This is a genomic window from Cohnella cholangitidis (genome assembly GCF_014107495.1).
GTDB lineage: Bacteria > Bacillota > Bacilli > Paenibacillales > Paenibacillaceae > Cohnella > Cohnella cholangitidis.
In genome coordinates this window covers 3,283,818-3,302,432 of sequence record NZ_CP041969.1, presented here as the reverse complement: position 1 = coordinate 3,302,432, position 18,615 = coordinate 3,283,818, and the positions used below count along the sequence as shown (strand labels likewise).

Below are 18,615 nucleotides of genomic sequence, written 5' to 3'. Positions count from 1 at the left end.
ATCTTACAACATCACTTGAAAGTATCTCTCCATTAATTGGGTTAAATGAGAACCTTCTGCCGTAAAAGTCAGACACATAAACATCAGTACCTTTCACCATTAGATTTTCAAATGGCAACTGGTTTTTACGGGGAAAACATCACTAACATTCTGAATACGCCACTGTATTTCCCCAATTTTATTAATTCCAAATACATTATTTAGATACGTAACGTTGTTAGGTATCTCAAGTAATACGATTAAAGTGTCATTCACTTCTTTAACGTAACGTATTTTGTGGTCAAAAACTATTTTATTTTTGCCTACTACTATCTCGTTATCATATTGGCTAAACGTTATCGTCAATTTTATTCGCTCCTTCACGGTAAAGGTCTTGGATTTGTGAAATTACCAACACGCTGTCCCATTAAATCAAATTGTTGTCCCCCGCCTTCAAAACCGAAGAGTGGATTTGCAGTTCCTGTCCGTATTCTTGTTCCTGCATCCAATTCCACATCTGCTACAAACTTGGGAGTTGTAGGCAAGGCGAATTTATCTTGTATTTGCGACGGAGTTAATCCCTTAATATCATCGGCTTTCATAAACCATCCACCGTACATACCGGAGTTTTCCCCGTCGTATACTCGAACAAAGGTACTTTTTTCAGTTAACTCGATTTCTTGAGCAAGAGTACCTGGTTTATAAGGAGGTTTACTGTAACCCATTTCTTCCTTCCACCATTTATTCACATCTTCTGCCGGTGTTTCGGAGATTTTTTTATATTTAAGATTTCCCATCCCCCTAACAGTTGGTCCCGAAATTTTAAGCAGACTTCTAAACGGAGCAAGTAACGTTGTTGCCGTTTGAAAACTATCAGTCCAATGTTGAAGTGAAAGAGGTTTTTCAGGATTAAATGTCCCAACTGCTGCACTGTAGGATCCAAAACCCCAATAATCGATCGCACCAGGAACAGTGCTGTTTGTCTCAACAATCTTATTAAAGTCCGATACTACACTGTCTTTTAATACATTAAAACCATTTTCCATTATATTCCATGAATCTATGAAAACATTAGTTGAGTCACTACTTTTTGATTTACTCTCGTAAGGTACAAGAGGAGCTGCCTGACATTCAGGATTATCCATACATTCAAATTTAATAATATTTACGACTGATTCAAAGTTTGATTGAGAAACCTCTTTGTTTTTAACGATTTCATTAACAACTTTTTTGATCTCTACATTTGGCTTATAGTCGTTTGTTATAACGTTAGGAGTAGAGGAATATCTCTGACCTGTTGGAACTACTGTTGTAACTTTTGTAGTTATTTCCTTTGCAGTTGCTGTAGTGCTAATCTCATACCTCACCGGAACTTCTTTATTAACTTTTACGCTATTATTATTGTAATACCTGTCTAAGGTTTCGGGCTTAATAACAACTCTGCCATTAACCATTGCCGCATCTTTGCCATCAGCTTTTATTGTAACTTTCTGATTGTTAATCTTAATGGTTACTGCTTTATTCTTATTGTCCCAATATAATGAACCTCCGTATCCATCCTTGACGACATCCTTCAAAAGCACGGTTGCATTATTTTTTTTCGCAGCATGTCCCGTCGGATCCACATACATGATCGGATCGTTATTCGCATAAGTATACCTGTTTAACGACAATGGATCATTAATTTTCCCCTCATACGTATCCTCCGATATAAACCGACCGATATAAGGATCATAATACCGCGCGCGAAGATAGTATAAGCCAGTTTCGGCATCGTAGAATTCTCCCGCATAGCGAATGGATGCTGCATACATCTCGATCGTCAAGGTCGGGTTGCCGAAAATGTCATAATCATACTGGTTTTCGACCGTTCCATCTTCGCTTACTGTTTGCACGACGTCGCCGTGACCATTGAATAAATAATAGGACAGCTTGTTAGAAGCGTCGATCCGGGCAAGGTAGCCCCCGCAAAAAAAAGAAACCTTGAAAGGCATGAAGCCAATCAAGGTTGTTTTTGAAAACTCATACTTAGTGTGAGTCTGAATGGTACACTCCATCTTCAAATTTTCTTACAAATCCTTTTGCAGGGAAGTCAGGATAATCGAACTCCCATAGGCATCCGCATACATTACACTTATACCACTTTGAAGCATACCAGTTAATGTCTTGAACTTCACTATGTCCTACATAAAACGGTTCTGTTACGGGAGTGTCTTTAAATACTCCCTTTTTAACTTGTTCATCAAAATATGCCTTTAATTCTTCAAATAGTTTAAAGGAGTCAATATCTATACCATGCCTTTCATTACAATCACATTCTATTTTCCAAACCAATTGGCATTCACCTCCGGAATATATACTTGATCGCCACCGCCAATCAATTGACCTGCTCCTCCGTTTATAGTTTGAGGTGCTGCTGTACCTTCATATATTACAGTACCCTTTGGAACAGTAACTTTAGTAACATATTGAGTAGTATTTCCCCATTCAGGTTTTAACGCAAGGTCTACTTGTGACTGTATTCCACCATTTTGAGGAACTCTCGTCATATAGCTGCCAACCTTTCCTGCCTCTCCGCCATATACTCTATAGAATGTTGCATCTTCTGTTAAAACTACCTGCTTATATGTTGCACCACTAAAGGTTTCTGCTACGCTTTGCTTTAGAGGCCCTGGATTAGCGGGTGAATAGGTCACTACTTTACCCGCACCCTTAACAGTTGGTCCCGAAATTTTAAGCAGACTTCTAAACGGAGCAAGTAACGTTGTTGCCGTTTGAAAACTATCAGTCCAATGTTGAAGTGAAAGAGGTTTTTCAGGATTAAATGTCCCAACTGCTGCACTGTAGGATCCAAAACCCCAATAATCGATCGCACCAGGAACAGTGCTGTTTGTCTCAACAATCTTATTAAAGTCCGATACTACACTGTCTTTTAATACATTAAAACCATTTTCCATTATATTCCATGAATCTATGAAAACATTAGTTGAGCCACTACTTTTTGATTTACTCTCGTAAGGTACAAGAGGAGCTGCCTGACATTCAGGATTATCCATACATTCAAATTTAATAATATTTACGACTGATTCAAAGTTTGATTGAGAAACCTCTTTGTTTTTAACGATTTCATTAACAACTTTTTTGATCTCTACATTTGGCTTATAGTCGTTTGTTATAACGTTAGGAGTAGAGGAATATCTCTGACCTGTTGGAACTACTGTTGTAACTTTTGTAGTTATTTCCTTTGCAGTTGCTGTAGTGCTAATCTCATACCTCACCGGAACTTCTTTATTAACTTTTACGCTATTATTATTGTAATACCTGTCTAAGGTTTCGGGCTTAATAACAACTCTGCCATTAACCATTGCCGCATCTTTGCCATCAGCTTTTATTGTAACTTTCTGATTGTTAATCTTAATGGTTACTGCTTTATTCTTATTGTCCCAATATAATGAACCTCCGTATCCATCCTTGACGACATCCTTCAAAAGCACGGTTGCATTATTTTTTTTCGCAGCATGTCCCGTCGGATCCACATACATGATCGGATCGTTATTCGCATAAGTATACCTGTTTAACGACAATGGATCATTAATTTTCCCCTCATACGTATCCTCCGATATAAACCGACCGATATAAGGATCATAATACCGCGCGCGAAGATAGTATAAGCCAGTTTCGGCATCGTAGAATTCTCCCGCATAGCGAATGGATGCTGCATACATCTCGATCGTCAAGGTCGGGTTGCCGAAAATGTCATAATCATACTGGTTTTCGACCGTTCCATCTTCGCTTACTGTTTGCACGACGTCGCCGTGACCATTGAATAAATAATAGGACAGCTTGTTAGAAGCGTCGATCCGGGCAAGGTAGTTGATGCCGTGTACATAACGTACAGCAGTATTACCCGCGTCGTCCGTCTCCAATATGACATGGTGACGGTCGTAGATGTAGTTAGTCACCTTGGCCGCATAGTTGTCCTTGGAACTGCGAGATATTTTCTGCGTGCGCAGATCGTCACCGTCGTAGACGAAGGTTACCGTCGAGCGGTTTCCGCCTTTGATCTTCTCCGCTTTCACCAAGCGATTAAAACCGTCAAAGGTGTTGCTGACGCTTTCGATCAAGGTGCTGATATCGCTGGTGACATCGTCGCCGAACAGGCTGTCGTCGGTCACCTGCCGCTTGCCGCTATTGTACGGCAGAACGTAGCTGACTTTTGTCCGCAATTGATTGCCGTTATTGTCGTACAGATAGTCGGTTGTCTTCTTCAGTACTTCTTTGTTGTTGCCATCGTACATCGTCTCGACGAGCTTCAACAATTCATTCGTGTTGGAATAGACATACTGACTCTTCATGAGCCTGTATGGCAGTGCCTGTTTCGTATTCGGATCAACGTATCCGCTCAGCTGATCGGACGCGTAAGTTTCGTTCAGCGTCTGACGGTTGCCTGCGCCGTCATAGGTGTAAAGAGGTTTAACCGCTCCAAGAAGAAGCAAGAAGAACAAGTCATCCAGGGCATGAGTATCCCAATTCGAAAATAGGAAGGCATGTCTTACGGGGGAGAGGGTTTGAAAAAACCATTGGCACTTTTGGGGAGTTGTCGGACGATGTTGTTGATCCTAAAGCCCGTGTCGCAATGGAATGTTCAGCTTTCAATGCCGGTTTACCAGTACCTTGTCGCCAGGAACGCCGATCTGTGTTGAACTGAAACAGGATGAATCCTTACCCGTACAGAACGAAAAAGGACTTATTGCCGCTATCTTCTCTTGTCCCGATCACGCTGCAGAAGCAGTAAACAGGAAATTAAAGATAGCGAAAATAAGCCCTGACTTCCGTTCAAAGGTTATTCGTCCTGTTGCCGTTCAAGGGACATGAAGAAGCCGAATCCTTTCCCAATTAGAACGTACAGGCTATTGCCCGCCATCCTCATCTTACATTAAATGAGTTAGATGTGTTATTGGTTGAATAGTGGGTTCATTTGACACCGGGTAGCCCCTAACCTTGGGAAACGGCTCGAAGCCTACCAAGGTTTATAAGCCTAAAAACTATTCGTTTCTAATTACTCTTCTACCTGATGCTAGGTAATCTTGAAAAAAGTTGAAGTCAAATAATTTTCCCGGAGAGCTGGTATGTTCATATTCGATTACTTTTGAATGCGCCTGTGTTGTACTGTCCTTATTAAAAATATCAATTGGAATAGCTTCATCTGTATTAAAAGTCAAAGTGATCTTCTGTTTACCTTCGGCTACTACAATAACTGATGCATAGTACCCTGAGAGGAATGATAGATTTCCTCCACACATACAAACCTCATCACCTTTATTAAGCGTATATGGCCAGGTATGATATTGTTTGCGTCCTGTATGGGAATTCCCCTCAACAAACTCGAAATCTGCACCCTTGACGCCCTCTATTCGAACTTTCATTTTTCCAAATACAAAGAGCGAATCATCCTCTATTTTGAGGTCCTGCTTTTCTAGCTGATCTTTAAAATCATAAATGTTTATGATTGAATTCATCAGTTCAAACTCATAAACACCCCTGATATCACTTGGGAAATTTAAGAAAATGGTTGGAGTAACTTTCATATCGGCCCCTACTATGCCGTCAAATTCTTCTTTACTAATATCAAGAGTTAGTTTCATCTACGTCCTCACTTCCTTATAATCGTATATTGATCTAGCATTTTGGATTTGATATCCTCACCGTCAGTAGTTTTAAAACTTCCATCATTTGGAACTTCTTGTCTATCACCTTTGATTTTCAGCCCCTTATCATCTAATGTTTTCACTATTTTATTCATGTTAGAACGTGAACCCGTGATTACTACTTCCCCATCCTGAGACAAGACTCTTAATATCTCAGGATTCAATGGATCATAATCATAAGGATTTTCAATAATAATTTTACTTTGACTACCTGATTTAATGTTAGACAGATTTGTAGCATCACCATAATGTACTCCTGAAGCTTTAGGGTCAATATCAATATTGTATGCGCCCTCTGTGGGCTTTCCTCTTGCACCAATATTAAGCGTTCCATTGCTTGTGGCAGGTGCATCTAAGAATTTACCCATCCCCTTAACAGTTGGACCCGAAAATTTTAGCAGACTTCTAAGCGGAGCAAGTAACGTTGTTGCCGTTTGAAAACTATCAGACCAATGTTGAAGTGAAAGAGGTTTTTCAGGATTAAATGTCCCAACTGCTGCACTGTAGGATCCAAAACCCCAATAATCGATCGCACCAGGAACAGTGCTGTTTGTCTCAACAATCTTATTAAAGTCCGATACTACACCGTCTTTTAATACATTAAAACCATTTTCCATCAGATTCCATGAATCCAAGAAAAAATTGGGTGAGCCACTACTTTTTGATTTACTCTCGTAAGGTACAAGAGGCGTTGCCTGACATTCAGGATTATCCATACATTCAAATTTAATAATATTTACGACTGATTCAAAGTTTGATTGAGAAACCTCTTTGTTTTTAACGATTTCATTAACAACTTTTTTGATCTCCTCAGCTGGCTTATACTCGTTTAGTATAACTTTAGGAGAAGAGGAATATCTCTGACCTGTTGGAACTACTGTTGTAACTTTTGTAGTTATTTCCTTTGCAGTTGCTGTAGTGCTAATCTCATACCTCACCGGAACTTCTTTATTAACTTTTACGCTATTATTATTGTAATACCTGTCTAAGGTTTCGGGCTTAATAACAACTCTGCCATTAACCATTGCCGCATCTTTGCCATCAGCTTTTATTGTAACTTTCTGATTGTTAATCTTAATGGTTACTGCTTTATTCTTATTGTCCCAATATAATGAACCTCCGTATCCATCCTTGACGACATCCTTCAAAAGCACGGTTGCATTATTTTTTTTCGCAGCATGTCCCGTCGGATCCACATACATGATCGGATCGTTATTCGCATAAGTATACCTGTTTAACGACAATGGATCATTAATTTTCCCCTCATACGTATCCTCCGATATAAACCGACCGATATAAGGATCATAATACCGTGCGCGAAGATAGTATAAACCGGTTTCGGCATCGTAGAATTCTCCCGCATAGCGAATGGATGCTGCATACATCTCGATCGTCAAGGTCGGGTTGCCGAAAATGTCATAATCATACTGGTTTTCGACCGTTCCAGCTTCGCTTACTGTTTGCACGACGTCGCCGTGACCATTGAATAAATAGTAGGACAGCTTGTTAGAAGCGTCGATCCGGGCAATGTAGTTGATGCCGTGTACATAACGTACAGCAGTATTACCCGCGTCGTCCGTCTCCAATATGACATGCTGACGGTCGTAGACATAGTTGGTCACCTTGGGCGCATAGTTGTCCTTGGAACTGCGAGATATTTTCTGCGTGCGCAGATTATCACCATTGTATTGACAGGTTACAATCGACTGTACTCCCGTTTTGATACGATCGCCACGAACAAGCCGATTGAAGCCGTCGAACATCTGTAACGACTTCTCGACGTCAACGTTGATATTCTCCTCCGTCACCGACTAGAACGAAAAAAGGGACTTATCATCAGCTATCTTCCCTTCTCCCAATCAAGCTACCTTAGCAGCGAACAGGAAAATTCGAGATAGCGAAAATAAATCCTAACTTCCGTTCGCAGGTTCTTCTTCGTGTCCCCCTATTGGCGTGACTTTCAGCGACTGCTTCCGGTAAATCAAATTGAGAGTTCTGCATTCATGCCCCGGCACGTCTTCTTCTTCAGAAGCGCAATCCCCAAGAAGGAAAGGAGGGGCCGCGGAGCGGAGGGCGGTTACACTGGCGGCTGCGCGTTGGCCAGCGGTAGGTTGTTTATGGCGGTAGTCAGAACTTGGCTTGCGCGATATGAAAGTAGTGTAAAATTGTTCAGGTTCGTCGTAATCAGAGAACGCCGCTGCGCTTGCTGTCCAGCCGCTTGCGGCAAGATGGAAGCAAGGGAACACGACCTGTTTGCCGGCATCTCGTCTCATGCTGTTAGCGGTGGATGGAAGGCTGGAAGCCTTCTATAATGGGTTAGTCATACGTCTATATCCTTTTTTATGGAGGCCACTTCCTCTAAGACTAACTGGCTAGTATCACCCTCTAGTTTTTTTAATGCCTCGTTTAAGAATGTAGACGATGTTTCTTTTATAATCCTAATTGCGTTAAGTCGCATCATTTCATCAACATCGTCTAACTTTTGAAACGACAGTTCACTTGCCAACTTTGAGTCAATCTTTACCAGGGATAACAAAGCCCTTCTTTGAACATACTTATTACTATCCTCAATTAATTTCAATAAATATTTTTCCCATGTTGTGTGTTGTTTTCTTCCTATTAACTCAGCAATTTGCCATCTAGTATTAGATAGTGGGAATATTGTTCCATGTTTAACCACGATCTCAAGTCTGGATTCACTTAATTTGTTCACGCATTCAGTTAGTATATTTTCTTCCTCATTATCTAAAGCCATAACCTCAAGTATTAAAGCAACATCGGTCGCTTCTCCTTTTTCTAAATCTTCTATTGTTCTATACGCCAATCTTACTAATTCATCCCAATGTGGATACATAAACTCCTCAAGACCATTTTTCGTTTTTATTGCCTCGTATTCGTGAATATCTGTTCCAAACCATTCCCAAAATCGTCTTAGCTCATCTGCCAATTTAGAATTTACTTCCACATAGCCCATCCTCTCTACAGGTATTGAATCCCTTAATAACCGATTGAGCCACGTTGTTTAAAGCTATGTAAGCTATTAAAAGTGGCTCAGAGGTTATTAGTAAATCATCTATGGAAGATACTGTTTGGGGTCTACTGGATAGCCATGAATATTACCTTTACTATCAATATGAACACGCACACCTGTTTCCCCGTTTGGCCCAACTGGTTTTCCGGCATCCCAAACTCTAACTTTATCAGAATTGCTTGTTGGGGTGCCTTTCACCCAAGCTTCTTGAGTTAATTCGACTCCATTCTGTCCGTTGCCCCATGAGGACTTATTTGAATCAAAATTATTATGGCCAGAAACATGCTTTCCTTGCTTTCCAGCATCTACCTTCGGCGCTCCTGGAACCCCTGCATCAACTGTCCCCTGGTTTGGTAATCTCCCAGAACCCTGTACAGTTCCCGTCCCCTGATTTCCCGCATTCTTTCCACCAAAGGTCTGCAAATTCATTTTTAAACCAGAGTTACCCGCAACTCCAGGATTCCCCTTGGGTGCAAATCTGGCAATTCCTTTTGCAATACCAAACCCAAGAGGGAGAGCAGCTTCAATCAGACCTTGTATAGCGAGCGCCTGATTCGTTACCTTTTGCTGCACCAGATACCCGGAATACAGAACCGCTTCCTTGGAGAAAAAGGCGTTTAGAACATCCACCATTTCGCCACTTTGTGCTTGACTCAGTGCCTTGACATAGTTCTGATAATCTTGATCGGTAGCTTCCGGATATAGGTGCTTGTAGTATTTCTTCAAAGCGTTCCCAAAATTTTTGTCCGTCTTACCTGAGTCCATAATGTCATTGCTCGCAAGGTTCGCTGCTAAATAAGCTTCGTTGGATTGCTGAATACTTTTACCGACGTAACTGCCGCTGTACTTCTCTTCCAGATGACTGCTAAATGCGTTGTCATCCTGCCCCAACAGCAACGCGATCAACGCGGCTTGCGGCCTGTTGACGGTCCCCTCCGATCCGGCCGCAATGTTTTTGATTAGTGTTTCTCTCTTCTTCGTCAATCCTTTACCGCTGACTAAATCAATGCTTTCTGACTTGTGGGTCGTCAGGTCTACGACGGCTACTCTTTCCTTCACACGCTCTTGGCCCAGTGGAATCTCCTTGTCATAATTCGCGGCAAACATCTGACCCTGCTGCTTGGACGCATAATAGGTTTTTGTCACACTAGCGTAACCAGCCAGCTTGTTGTCCCCTACTGCGGTATCCACTTTGGATTCGATTTTTACTGTTACGCCTTGCTTGGAGCTATCGGATTGAAAATGTCTCTGACTCATCAGTGTATCGAATCGCTCGTTATCGAGGACAATCCGACCATTTTGGATGCTGTAACCGTTTTTCTGCTGATCCTTTTTATCCTTAGTATTGAATTGCACCGAAACACCCGGCGAAAGGGTCACAGTCGCTATGCCTGTCTTTTGATTCCAATTTACACTTGAACCCGTAAGGGCTGCAAGGTCGCGCAACTGCATCGCTGCATGCCCCGTCGGGTCGATGTACATCAGAGGATCGTTATTCGCATAAGTATACCTGTTTAACGACAATGGATCATTAATTTTCCCCTCATACGTATCCTCCGATATAAACCGACCGATATATGGATCATAATACCGCGCGCGAAGATAGTATAAACCGGTTTCGGCGTCGAAGAATTCTCCCGCGTAGCGGATGGAAGCAGAGTACATCTCGATCGTCAAAGTCGGGTTTCCGAAAATGTCATAATCATACTGGTTTTCGACCATTCCAGCTTCGCTTACTGTTTGCACGACGTCGCCGTGACCATTGAATAGATAGTAGGACAGCTTATTAGAAGCGTCGATCCGGGCAATGTAGTTAATGCCGTGTACATAGCGGACAGCAGTATTACCCGCGTCGTCCGTCTCCAATATGACATGCTGACGGTCGTAGATGTAGTTAGTCACCTTGGTCGCATAGTTGTCCTTGGAGCTGCGAGATACCTTCTGCGTGCGCAGATCGTTACCGTCGTAGACGAAGGTTACCGTCGAGCGGTTTCCGCCTTTGATCTTCTCCGCTTTCACCAAGCGATTAAAACCGTCAAAGGTGTTGCTGACGCTTTCGATCAAGGTGCTGATATCGCTGGTGACATCGTCGCCGAACAGGCTGTCGTCGGTCACCTGCCGCTTGCCGCTATTGTACGGCAGAACGTAGCTGACTTTTGTCCGCAATTGATTGCCGTTATTGTCGTACAGATAGTCGGTTGTCTTCTTCAGTACTTCTTTGTTGTTGCCATCGTACATCGTCTCGACGAGCTTCAACAATTCATTCGTGTTGGAATAGACATACTGACTCTTCATGAGCCTGTATGGCAGTGCCTGTTTCGTATTCGGATCAACGTATCCGCTTAGCTGATTGGACTCATATGTTTCGTTCAGCGCCTGACGGTTGCCTGCGCCGTCATAGGTGTAAATCGTAGTCTTGCCCGGCGCTTCTACTTCCAGTATACGACCTGTCGCATCGTAGAGGTAACTCGTCTTACCCAGACCGTCGGTCTTGGAAATTTGCTTTCCGGCGTTGTCGTAGGTGTAGCTGTATTGGGAAATGACGCTGCCACCCGGCGCTTGGTTGGTTAGGGTTAACAACTGGTTATTCTTGTCGTACGTATAGCTTTCCGTCACGCCGCCTTCATAGGAGATCGAGGTGCGGTTGCCATTCGGATCGTAGGCGTATACAACGGTTTTTCCGTCAAATACGACGGCGCTCATCCGGCTCGATTTATCGTAGGTGTAGGTTGTGGCAAACCCGGTTTGATCCGTGACGGTCGAGACGTTGCCAACAACATCGTAGGTGTAGGTCAATTGGACCGAATCATTCTTGACCACTTGCAGCAATTTATCGTTGCTATCGTAAGAATAGCTGCTGGTCCCGCTAGCGTCGGTCATCGAAGCACGGTTGCCTTTCTCGTCAAACGTATAGCTAATCCGATCGCCTGTTTCGTCGACGGCCTTGGTCAACAGCAGACCTCTGTTATCATAGGTGTAGCGTGTATGGTTGCCATTGCGATCGGTCATGACAGCGAGATTCAAGCCGAGATCGTACCTATACTGAATCGTTTTATTGTCTGCATTGGTGACCTGTGTCAGCAAACCAAATGCGCCGTAGGCGTATTTGGTCGTTTTGCCGCGGCCATCGGTCATATAAAGCTTGTTGCCGGCATTGTCGTAACCGTATCGGATCGCGATACCCTGCGGATCGGTTACCTGAACAAGACGGCCTGCCTCATCGTACATAAATGTCGTTTTATTGCCGAGCGCATCGGTTTCTTGCGTTTTCTCCCCCGCCGCATTGTAGCGATAAACAGCCTTAGAGAAAGCCGGATTGTTCTGTGCCGCAAGCTCCGGATCGACGGATTGGATCAGCCGGTTTGCCAGATCGTACGTATACAGCCATCCGTATCGGGCCGCATCTTGGGAGGCGGACAAGTAACCTTTTGCATCGATTTTTTTGATCACATTGCCATTATTGTCATATACATTCTCGTTGATGATCGTGCCGTACGCGTCGGTCGTGGCAACCAGCCGGTTCAAATTGTCGTACGCGAAGCTCATCTTGTCACCTTTGGCATTCGTCACCGCGATCCGGTTGCCGGCGGTATCGTAATGAGTAGTCACCGATTGGTTCAGCGGATCGGTAACGGTGATCAGACGGTTCATGCCGTCGTAAGCGTAAGTCGTGACAAATCCCCGTTCGTTGCGCACGGTGGACTTATTGCCTAGCTTGTCGTAGGTATACTGAGTATAGACGTCTTTGCCATCCTGTTTGCGTATTGCCTTGTCAAGACGGTTCAAGGCGTCATACGTATAGGTGACGGCATACATGCCGCGATTCGCCGTATCTCCCGTGGCGAATGCGTAAGCACGCGGATCGATTTGTTTGATCTTGTTGCCGAGAAGATCGTACTCGTAACCGGTAATCAGACGAATCCGTCCCGGATATGCCGGATTGCGCAAATTGGTGATATCGGCCAGGCTTGCGGCGTCCGCAATATCCTGTTCATTCGCCAAGCGAATGTCTTCAATCTTCCGGTTCTGATTATCGTAGGTATATTCCTCCACGTCGTACCGGTCTTTATCCCGCAGCGTTTCCTTCTTGACAACATTGCCGTTTTTGTCATACGCGTATTTCTTATAAGTACCGCTGTTGTCGGACACGGTTAAGACGAGGTTGTTGTCCGTATACGTATAGTTGGTTTCACGGATAAAAGACGGATCCTTAGAATTCGTCAATGCTTGCTTAACTACGTTACCAACCTCGTCGAAGAGGCTGATTTCCACAGCATATACCACGTTGCCGCTCGCATCGAATTCAAGCGGCATCCGTTTTTCGATGATTCGGTTATTCGCGTCATATTTGAACAACGTGACGCTGCCACGCTTGTCCTTTTGGGAAATAAGGTTCCCCGCCAGGTCGGTTTTGGATTCCAGCGCATTTCCATAAGGATCGGTAACCGTTCTTTGTTTACCTAAGCCATTGTAAGCATACGTTGTGGTATTGCCGCGTTGATCGGTTTCGGCAGTTTTACGGCCGAGTTTGTCGTAGCCGAACGAAATTGTACTTCCATCGGCATAGCTGACGGACTTCAGCGTGCCATCCGGATTGTAATCGTAGACGGTCGTGTTACCGTTCGCGTCAATCTGACTAATCAGACGTCCCAGTACATCGTAGGCATACAAGGTGACGCTGCCTAATGCATCGGTTTGCTTGACGAGCTGGCCCAATCCATCATATTCGTATACGGTTCCCTGAGAAGCGTCCATATTTCCCGTGTAGCGCAAACCGTCTACCGTTTTTTGCACCCGGCCGTTGGCATCGTAGCGAATATACGAGAGCCCTTCTTCATCGGGTGAAATCGTAGAAATAAGGCGGTTCATGGAATCGTAGGTGTATGAAATCCCGGTCATCGCCAATGCCTGATCAGCTACATCCTTGGCCGGATCGTACTGGTTCGGCGAGATTTGCTTGATCAAATTGCCCATTGCATCATAAAAGTAACGAGTTGTGGCGTCAGATCCGTCCGCTGCAGGCGCGATTTGGCGAATCAGGCGGTTCAGCCCATCGTATTCATAGCGCGTGGAAACGCCTTTTGCATTCATTTGCTCCGTCAGATTGCCGTTGTCATCATAGCGATATTCAGTTGCCGCTAGCAGCGGATCGGTCTGTTTCGTCAGCTTTCCATCAGCATCGTAAACAAACGTGGTTTTGCTGTCGCGAGGGTCCGTTTTGCTCTTGACCAGACCGTTTTTATAGTAAATGTATGATGTCGTCGACAGCACCCGGTCAGAATATTCGCTGTCGAACTTGGCCCCCGCCAAATATTGCGGCTCCAGCCCAGAAGTTTGGACCAGCGTTGATTCGCTGATGAGCCGGGATTTCACGTCATAAGCGTATCGCTTGACGTCCATATAGCTGTCGGATACTTTTTGCTTTTCCGTCATCCTGTTGCCGGCGCGATCGTATTCGTAATCCGTTTCCCTTCCGAACGGACCGGAAACCTGAATCAAGCGTCCCGCCTTGTCATAGGCATACTGAACCTTATCTCCTGAGGATACGGTAGTTCCGCTACTGCCTCCTAGCGATTTTCGGTCTTCAAAGGTTTCCTGCTCGATCAGGCGGTTTGCCTCATCGTACACGTGTTGAGTCAGCTTGTAGATATCGTATGCGCCGTCCGTGCGGATAAATTCCCGCTTGGCCGTTACGTTCCCGGAAGGATCGTAGGTGTAAAGGGTGCGGTTTCCCGCCTGGTCGATGCTTTCCGTCAGCTCTCCCTTCACTGAATATTCTAAAGATTTAGAGGTGCCATCGGGGTACTCGATGCGGTAAGGCTGTCCAAAAACGGTACTGTAAGCCTTCGTCGTGTTACCCGCCCGGTCCGTCTTGGCTGCCCGGATTTTACCCGTGAGGTCGTAATCGTATAGGTCCGTCTTGCCGTCCGGATACGATGTTTTTTTCAGCATTCCGTTCAAGTAGTAGGTGCTAGTTGTTTGGTTCCCCAGCGCGTCCGTTTGCGAAACCAACTTACCGATGGCATCATACGTATACGCAGCCGTCACTGTATGGGTCCCGTTCATACGGTTTCCTGCCGCCGTTTGCGCCGAAATATAAGAGGTTTTGTGGTCGAGAACGTTGTACGTATACATTTTGCCGATGGATCGTGCCGGATCGCTCTCGTTGTATCCTTCTCCGTCCGCTTCCAGAATCAGATTTCCTCTGCCGTCATATTCCTTGTAATCCGTTACCGTGCGTACGCTGCCATCAAAGACATAGGTCTTCACCAATCGATTCAGCGCGTCGTAGGCATATTCGATGCCGGGCGCTTGATCCGCTGATTGGGACATGTATCGCGGATCTATTTTTTTAATTGGATTTCCGTTCTCGTCATACACGATCCGGGTCATATTTCCGAGCGGATCGATCATACTCGTTTGTCTCCCCAGCCCGTCGTACGTCTTGGACTCTGTAAGCGTCTGCCCCTGAACCGTCATCGTGGCCGAGACTTGATTCCCTCGTTTGTCATATTTATAAGCAGTGAGTTTAAAATGACTGCTGTCGGTAAAAGGTTCTTTCTTTTCAACAACGTGATTCAAATAATCATAAGCATACGAGGTCACGTCATACCCGTTGCCGTTATCTATATGCTGTTCTGTAAGGTTGCCGACATCATCGTAAATGTATTTTTTGTTGTAGCTCCCATGAACGGCCTCGCCGTTGCTGTTGCCCGCTGCCTTCAAAGCTCCGCTTTCTTCCTTGACGCGGCCGGCGTAGTCATAGTCGTACGTATAGGCGAGGAACTCGTTCTCTCCCGCATCCGCATAGCGGAGTTCCTGCGTTTTATTGCCGTTCGGGTCATAGCTATAATGAATATGCGACTTACGGTTGGCATCGATTTTGTGATATTCATCGGATGCGCGATTCATCTTGTCATACGCGTAGGAAACGTCGGAAGCGACAATATCCTGTCCGCCCAAGTTCTGCCCCTGCTTAACATTAATGGTGTTGCCCGCAGCATCGTAGGTGTATTTTGTGTAGGTATAATCGGCTGACTCATTTCCACGCACTCTCTGTTCGGATTTCCGACCCGCTGCGTCGTACAGTGTCTGGGTGATTTTGCCCCCGGGCTCCGTTTGCCGCGAGATTTGATCCAGAGCATTGTAGACATATCCGGTTTCATTCCCGAGCGCATCGGTCTTCTTTATCCGTCTGCTCTGATAATCATATTCGTATCGAGTCACGCCGCCCCTGGCATCGGTTTCGGACAGCAGGTCTCCCACGTAATTGTACGAATAGGTGCTAGCGAAGAAATGACTGTTGTCCGGTGTCTTTTCCAGCTTTACCAATCGGTTCAAAATGTCGTAATAATATTTTTTCGCATAGCCGTCCTGATCCGTGATCGTGACGAGAAGCGGTGTGTCACTGTCGCTTCCTATCGTGTATTTAACGGCAATCGAGCCTTTATCGACCGTGTCTTTTGCCATGTATGTCTTACGAACGAGTCCATACGCGCTGTCATACGCGTAGAGGATGCTGTTGCCATTCGCATCCGTTTCTTTGGTTTTGTTTCCTTTGGCATCGTATTCATAAGTAGTTAACGGATGCATCTGACCGTTGACTTGCAAACCGGCCTGCAGCTGATTTCCCAAGATATCGTAGGTGTAAATGAAATTGGTTCCATTCGGATCGGTATATTGAATCTTCATATTGACATATGGATTTTCTTGATAGACGTATTTTTTGAGCGATCCGTTCGGCTGGGTGGCCTGAACCACCCTGCTAAGCGCGTCATACTCGTAAACAGTTTGGTTGCCGTTCGGGTCAATTTCCATAATTATAATGCCCATATTGAAATCGTAGGCATAGCGGTTAGCCAACGGCATGCCATCGACAACGGCGTATTTTTTCGTCAAGTAAGCACCTTTTGTGTCCTTACCGTTCGCATCTATGCCGTATTCGTAATTCGTTATGAAAGATTGGCCGCCCGCGTTCTGCTTTTTCTGAGTCATGTTGCCATAGTTGTCATATTGATAGTCGATCGTGGTCCAGTTTGCGGCGTCTCCGGTGTTCACCTTGGTTTCCTTGATCACATTGCCTTTATTGTCGATGTCGTAAAGAATCTGCGAAGTGGTGATCTTATCTTTCTTCCAGGTCTTCGATGCGAGGATGTGAAACTTGTCATAGGCATACGTATACACCACGGTATGCATGCTGTCGAGCGGATAACCGCCCGCGTCCCGCGCAGCTTCTGGACCGGTATAGTTGGTCAAATTTCCGTATTCGTCATAACGGTAATTCTCAATTTTCTTCATAGATGTGCCTTGCGCTTGTCCGTTTACCATTTGAACCGACACGGTTTGTTTCTTTTTAACCAACTTCATTTCGTCGCGCTCGTTGGTAATGGTCTCGCTATGGTCTGTTCCTTTATTCTCCGTTGTCATCAATTGTTGCAGACCATCGTACGTATAGGTAATTGAAGCACCGTTCAGTTGTTTGATTTGCGAGGAATAGCGATACGTATCCTTTAGATAATCATAGTTATATGCATTGTAATCCGGAGTACCGAATCCATCCGGTTCGTTGGTATAGCTGTAGCCGGCTTTATCTTTGACATCCGTAATGAAACGATCGATGAAGTCGCTCTTGGACGGGTCGTAGCTCTTCTTAACGAGCTCATTGGCTTCAAAAATTTTGCGGTACTGCATGCTGCCCGAGTTCAACCGCTTCGTGTATGTATTATAAACATAGCGCTTGATCCGGTTCGTTCTGGCATAATCGATCTGCACCAGATTCTCGTAGCGGTTGTACACGGCATAATTCTTACCGTTCGTATAGGTAAAGCCAAGGTCGGGCTGCTCATACCAATAGTGATATTTCACATTGTTGTCTGTATCGAAAACCCTTTGCAGCCTTGTGCGCATGACATGCTTGGACGAACTGACTAGCACCGCAGATTTGTCGTATACGATCTGTTTGTTTCCGGGCAGATGAACGATAACCTGGAACTTGCCCTGCAGATCGCCGGAATCGGTGTTGTTCGGGTTTTGGGATGCTTTATAGCTGTCGCTTGCGCTGTAAGGATTATTCGCGGTCGGACCGACGGTAAACGATTGATCTTCTTTGTATTCGATTGTCGTCACTCTGTCGACCGTATCGGTGATTTGGGAAATCAATCTCTTATTAACCGTTTGCCCGTCGATCGTATAAGAAAGAGTTGTATATTCGAACTTGATCGTGTTTCCGTATCGGTCAACAATGCCCAGAATCCGGCCGTCCGCTGCGAAATAAGTCTTTTTCCCCTCCTTTTCCGTCATGACGAACTTGGAAGTGCCGTCGTTCTGACCGTTACTGAAGGCTGTTGAGGTTCTTACCACTACATCCTTGATAGTTTGCCCTTCAGGCAGCAGTACGGATGCTCCGGCCAGCGTATCGGCTTTCAAACGATAGACGTCGCCGCTCTGTGTATGTAGATAGTCCGTGCTCGTGCCATCGGAATTTTGTCGAACCTCGATCATGGGGAAGGAAAAGCGCATGCCTATGCCGAGATTATAGCGATCTTCATTGAAGGAAGAGGTCTTAATATCGGAAGAGACATAGTCCACCCATGCACCATTTACATATTTGACTTTCATCTCTTGTACATTGGAAACTTCGTTTTTATAGATTCTCTTAATCTCCAAATCCAGCCCATTGCGTCCAGGCAGCACATAGTCGCTCTGCGTTAAAGTCAACTCGCCATTCTGAGGGCTGATATACTCTTCTGACTTGTTGTTTTGCAAATATACGGGCGACAGCATCGTGTTATACTGCTGTTTGGGTCCAACTAAGTTGTTCAATTGATCTTCCAACGTTTCGGCATAGGCAGCCCGCAAGGGGACGGCCAGAAACAGGAAGCCGAAAAATAAAATTTT

Annotated in this window: 7 protein-coding genes; all 7 read right to left on the bottom strand. The window is 44.8% G+C overall.

The features are described 5' to 3' along the window. Positions 1-359: 359 nt before the first annotated feature. Positions 360-2,036, bottom strand: coding sequence for an RHS repeat-associated core domain-containing protein (locus FPL14_RS15545; RefSeq protein WP_182298351.1), 1,677 nt, complete (start codon positions 2,034-2,036; stop codon positions 360-362). Then, positions 2,008-2,313 carry a hypothetical protein gene (locus FPL14_RS15540; protein WP_182298349.1) on the bottom strand — a complete coding sequence of 102 codons (306 nt, stop codon included), beginning with the start codon at positions 2,311-2,313 and terminating at the stop codon, positions 2,008-2,010. The genes FPL14_RS15545 and FPL14_RS15540 overlap by 29 nt, the downstream gene beginning before the upstream one ends. Next, positions 2,298-4,475 (bottom strand): RHS repeat-associated core domain-containing protein, encoded by a 2,178-nt coding sequence (locus tag FPL14_RS15535; RefSeq protein ID WP_182298348.1) that lies wholly within the window; start codon positions 4,473-4,475, stop codon positions 2,298-2,300. Before FPL14_RS15535 ends, FPL14_RS15540 begins: the two co-directional genes overlap by 16 nt. Before the next feature lie 549 nt (positions 4,476-5,024). Then, on the bottom strand, positions 5,025-5,624 hold the full coding sequence (locus FPL14_RS15530) for a hypothetical protein (protein WP_182298346.1): 600 nt from the start codon (positions 5,622-5,624) through the stop codon (positions 5,025-5,027). 8 nt (positions 5,625-5,632) lie between these two features. After that, positions 5,633-7,450, bottom strand: coding sequence for an RHS repeat-associated core domain-containing protein (locus FPL14_RS15525; RefSeq protein ID WP_182298344.1), 1,818 nt, complete (start codon positions 7,448-7,450; stop codon positions 5,633-5,635). A gap of 557 nt (positions 7,451-8,007) precedes the next feature. Continuing rightward, entirely contained in the window at positions 8,008-8,652 is a 645-nt protein-coding gene (locus FPL14_RS15520) for a HEAT repeat domain-containing protein (protein ID WP_182298342.1), read from the bottom strand. A gap of 108 nt (positions 8,653-8,760) precedes the next feature. Then, positions 8,761-18,540 (bottom strand): RHS repeat protein, encoded by a 9,780-nt coding sequence (locus FPL14_RS15515; protein ID WP_182298340.1) that lies wholly within the window; start codon positions 18,538-18,540, stop codon positions 8,761-8,763. Positions 18,541-18,615: the final 75 nt, after the last annotated feature.

Coding starts and splice junctions, on each gene's coding strand:
- FPL14_RS15545 (WP_182298351.1), bottom strand. CDS start 2,036: ATGGAGTGTACCATTCAGACTCACACTAAGTATGAGTTTTCAAAAACA.
- FPL14_RS15530 (WP_182298346.1), bottom strand. CDS start 5,624: ATGAAACTAACTCTTGATATTAGTAAAGAAGAATTTGACGGCATAGTA.
- FPL14_RS15525 (WP_182298344.1), bottom strand. CDS start 7,450: ATGTTCGACGGCTTCAATCGGCTTGTTCGTGGCGATCGTATCAAAACG.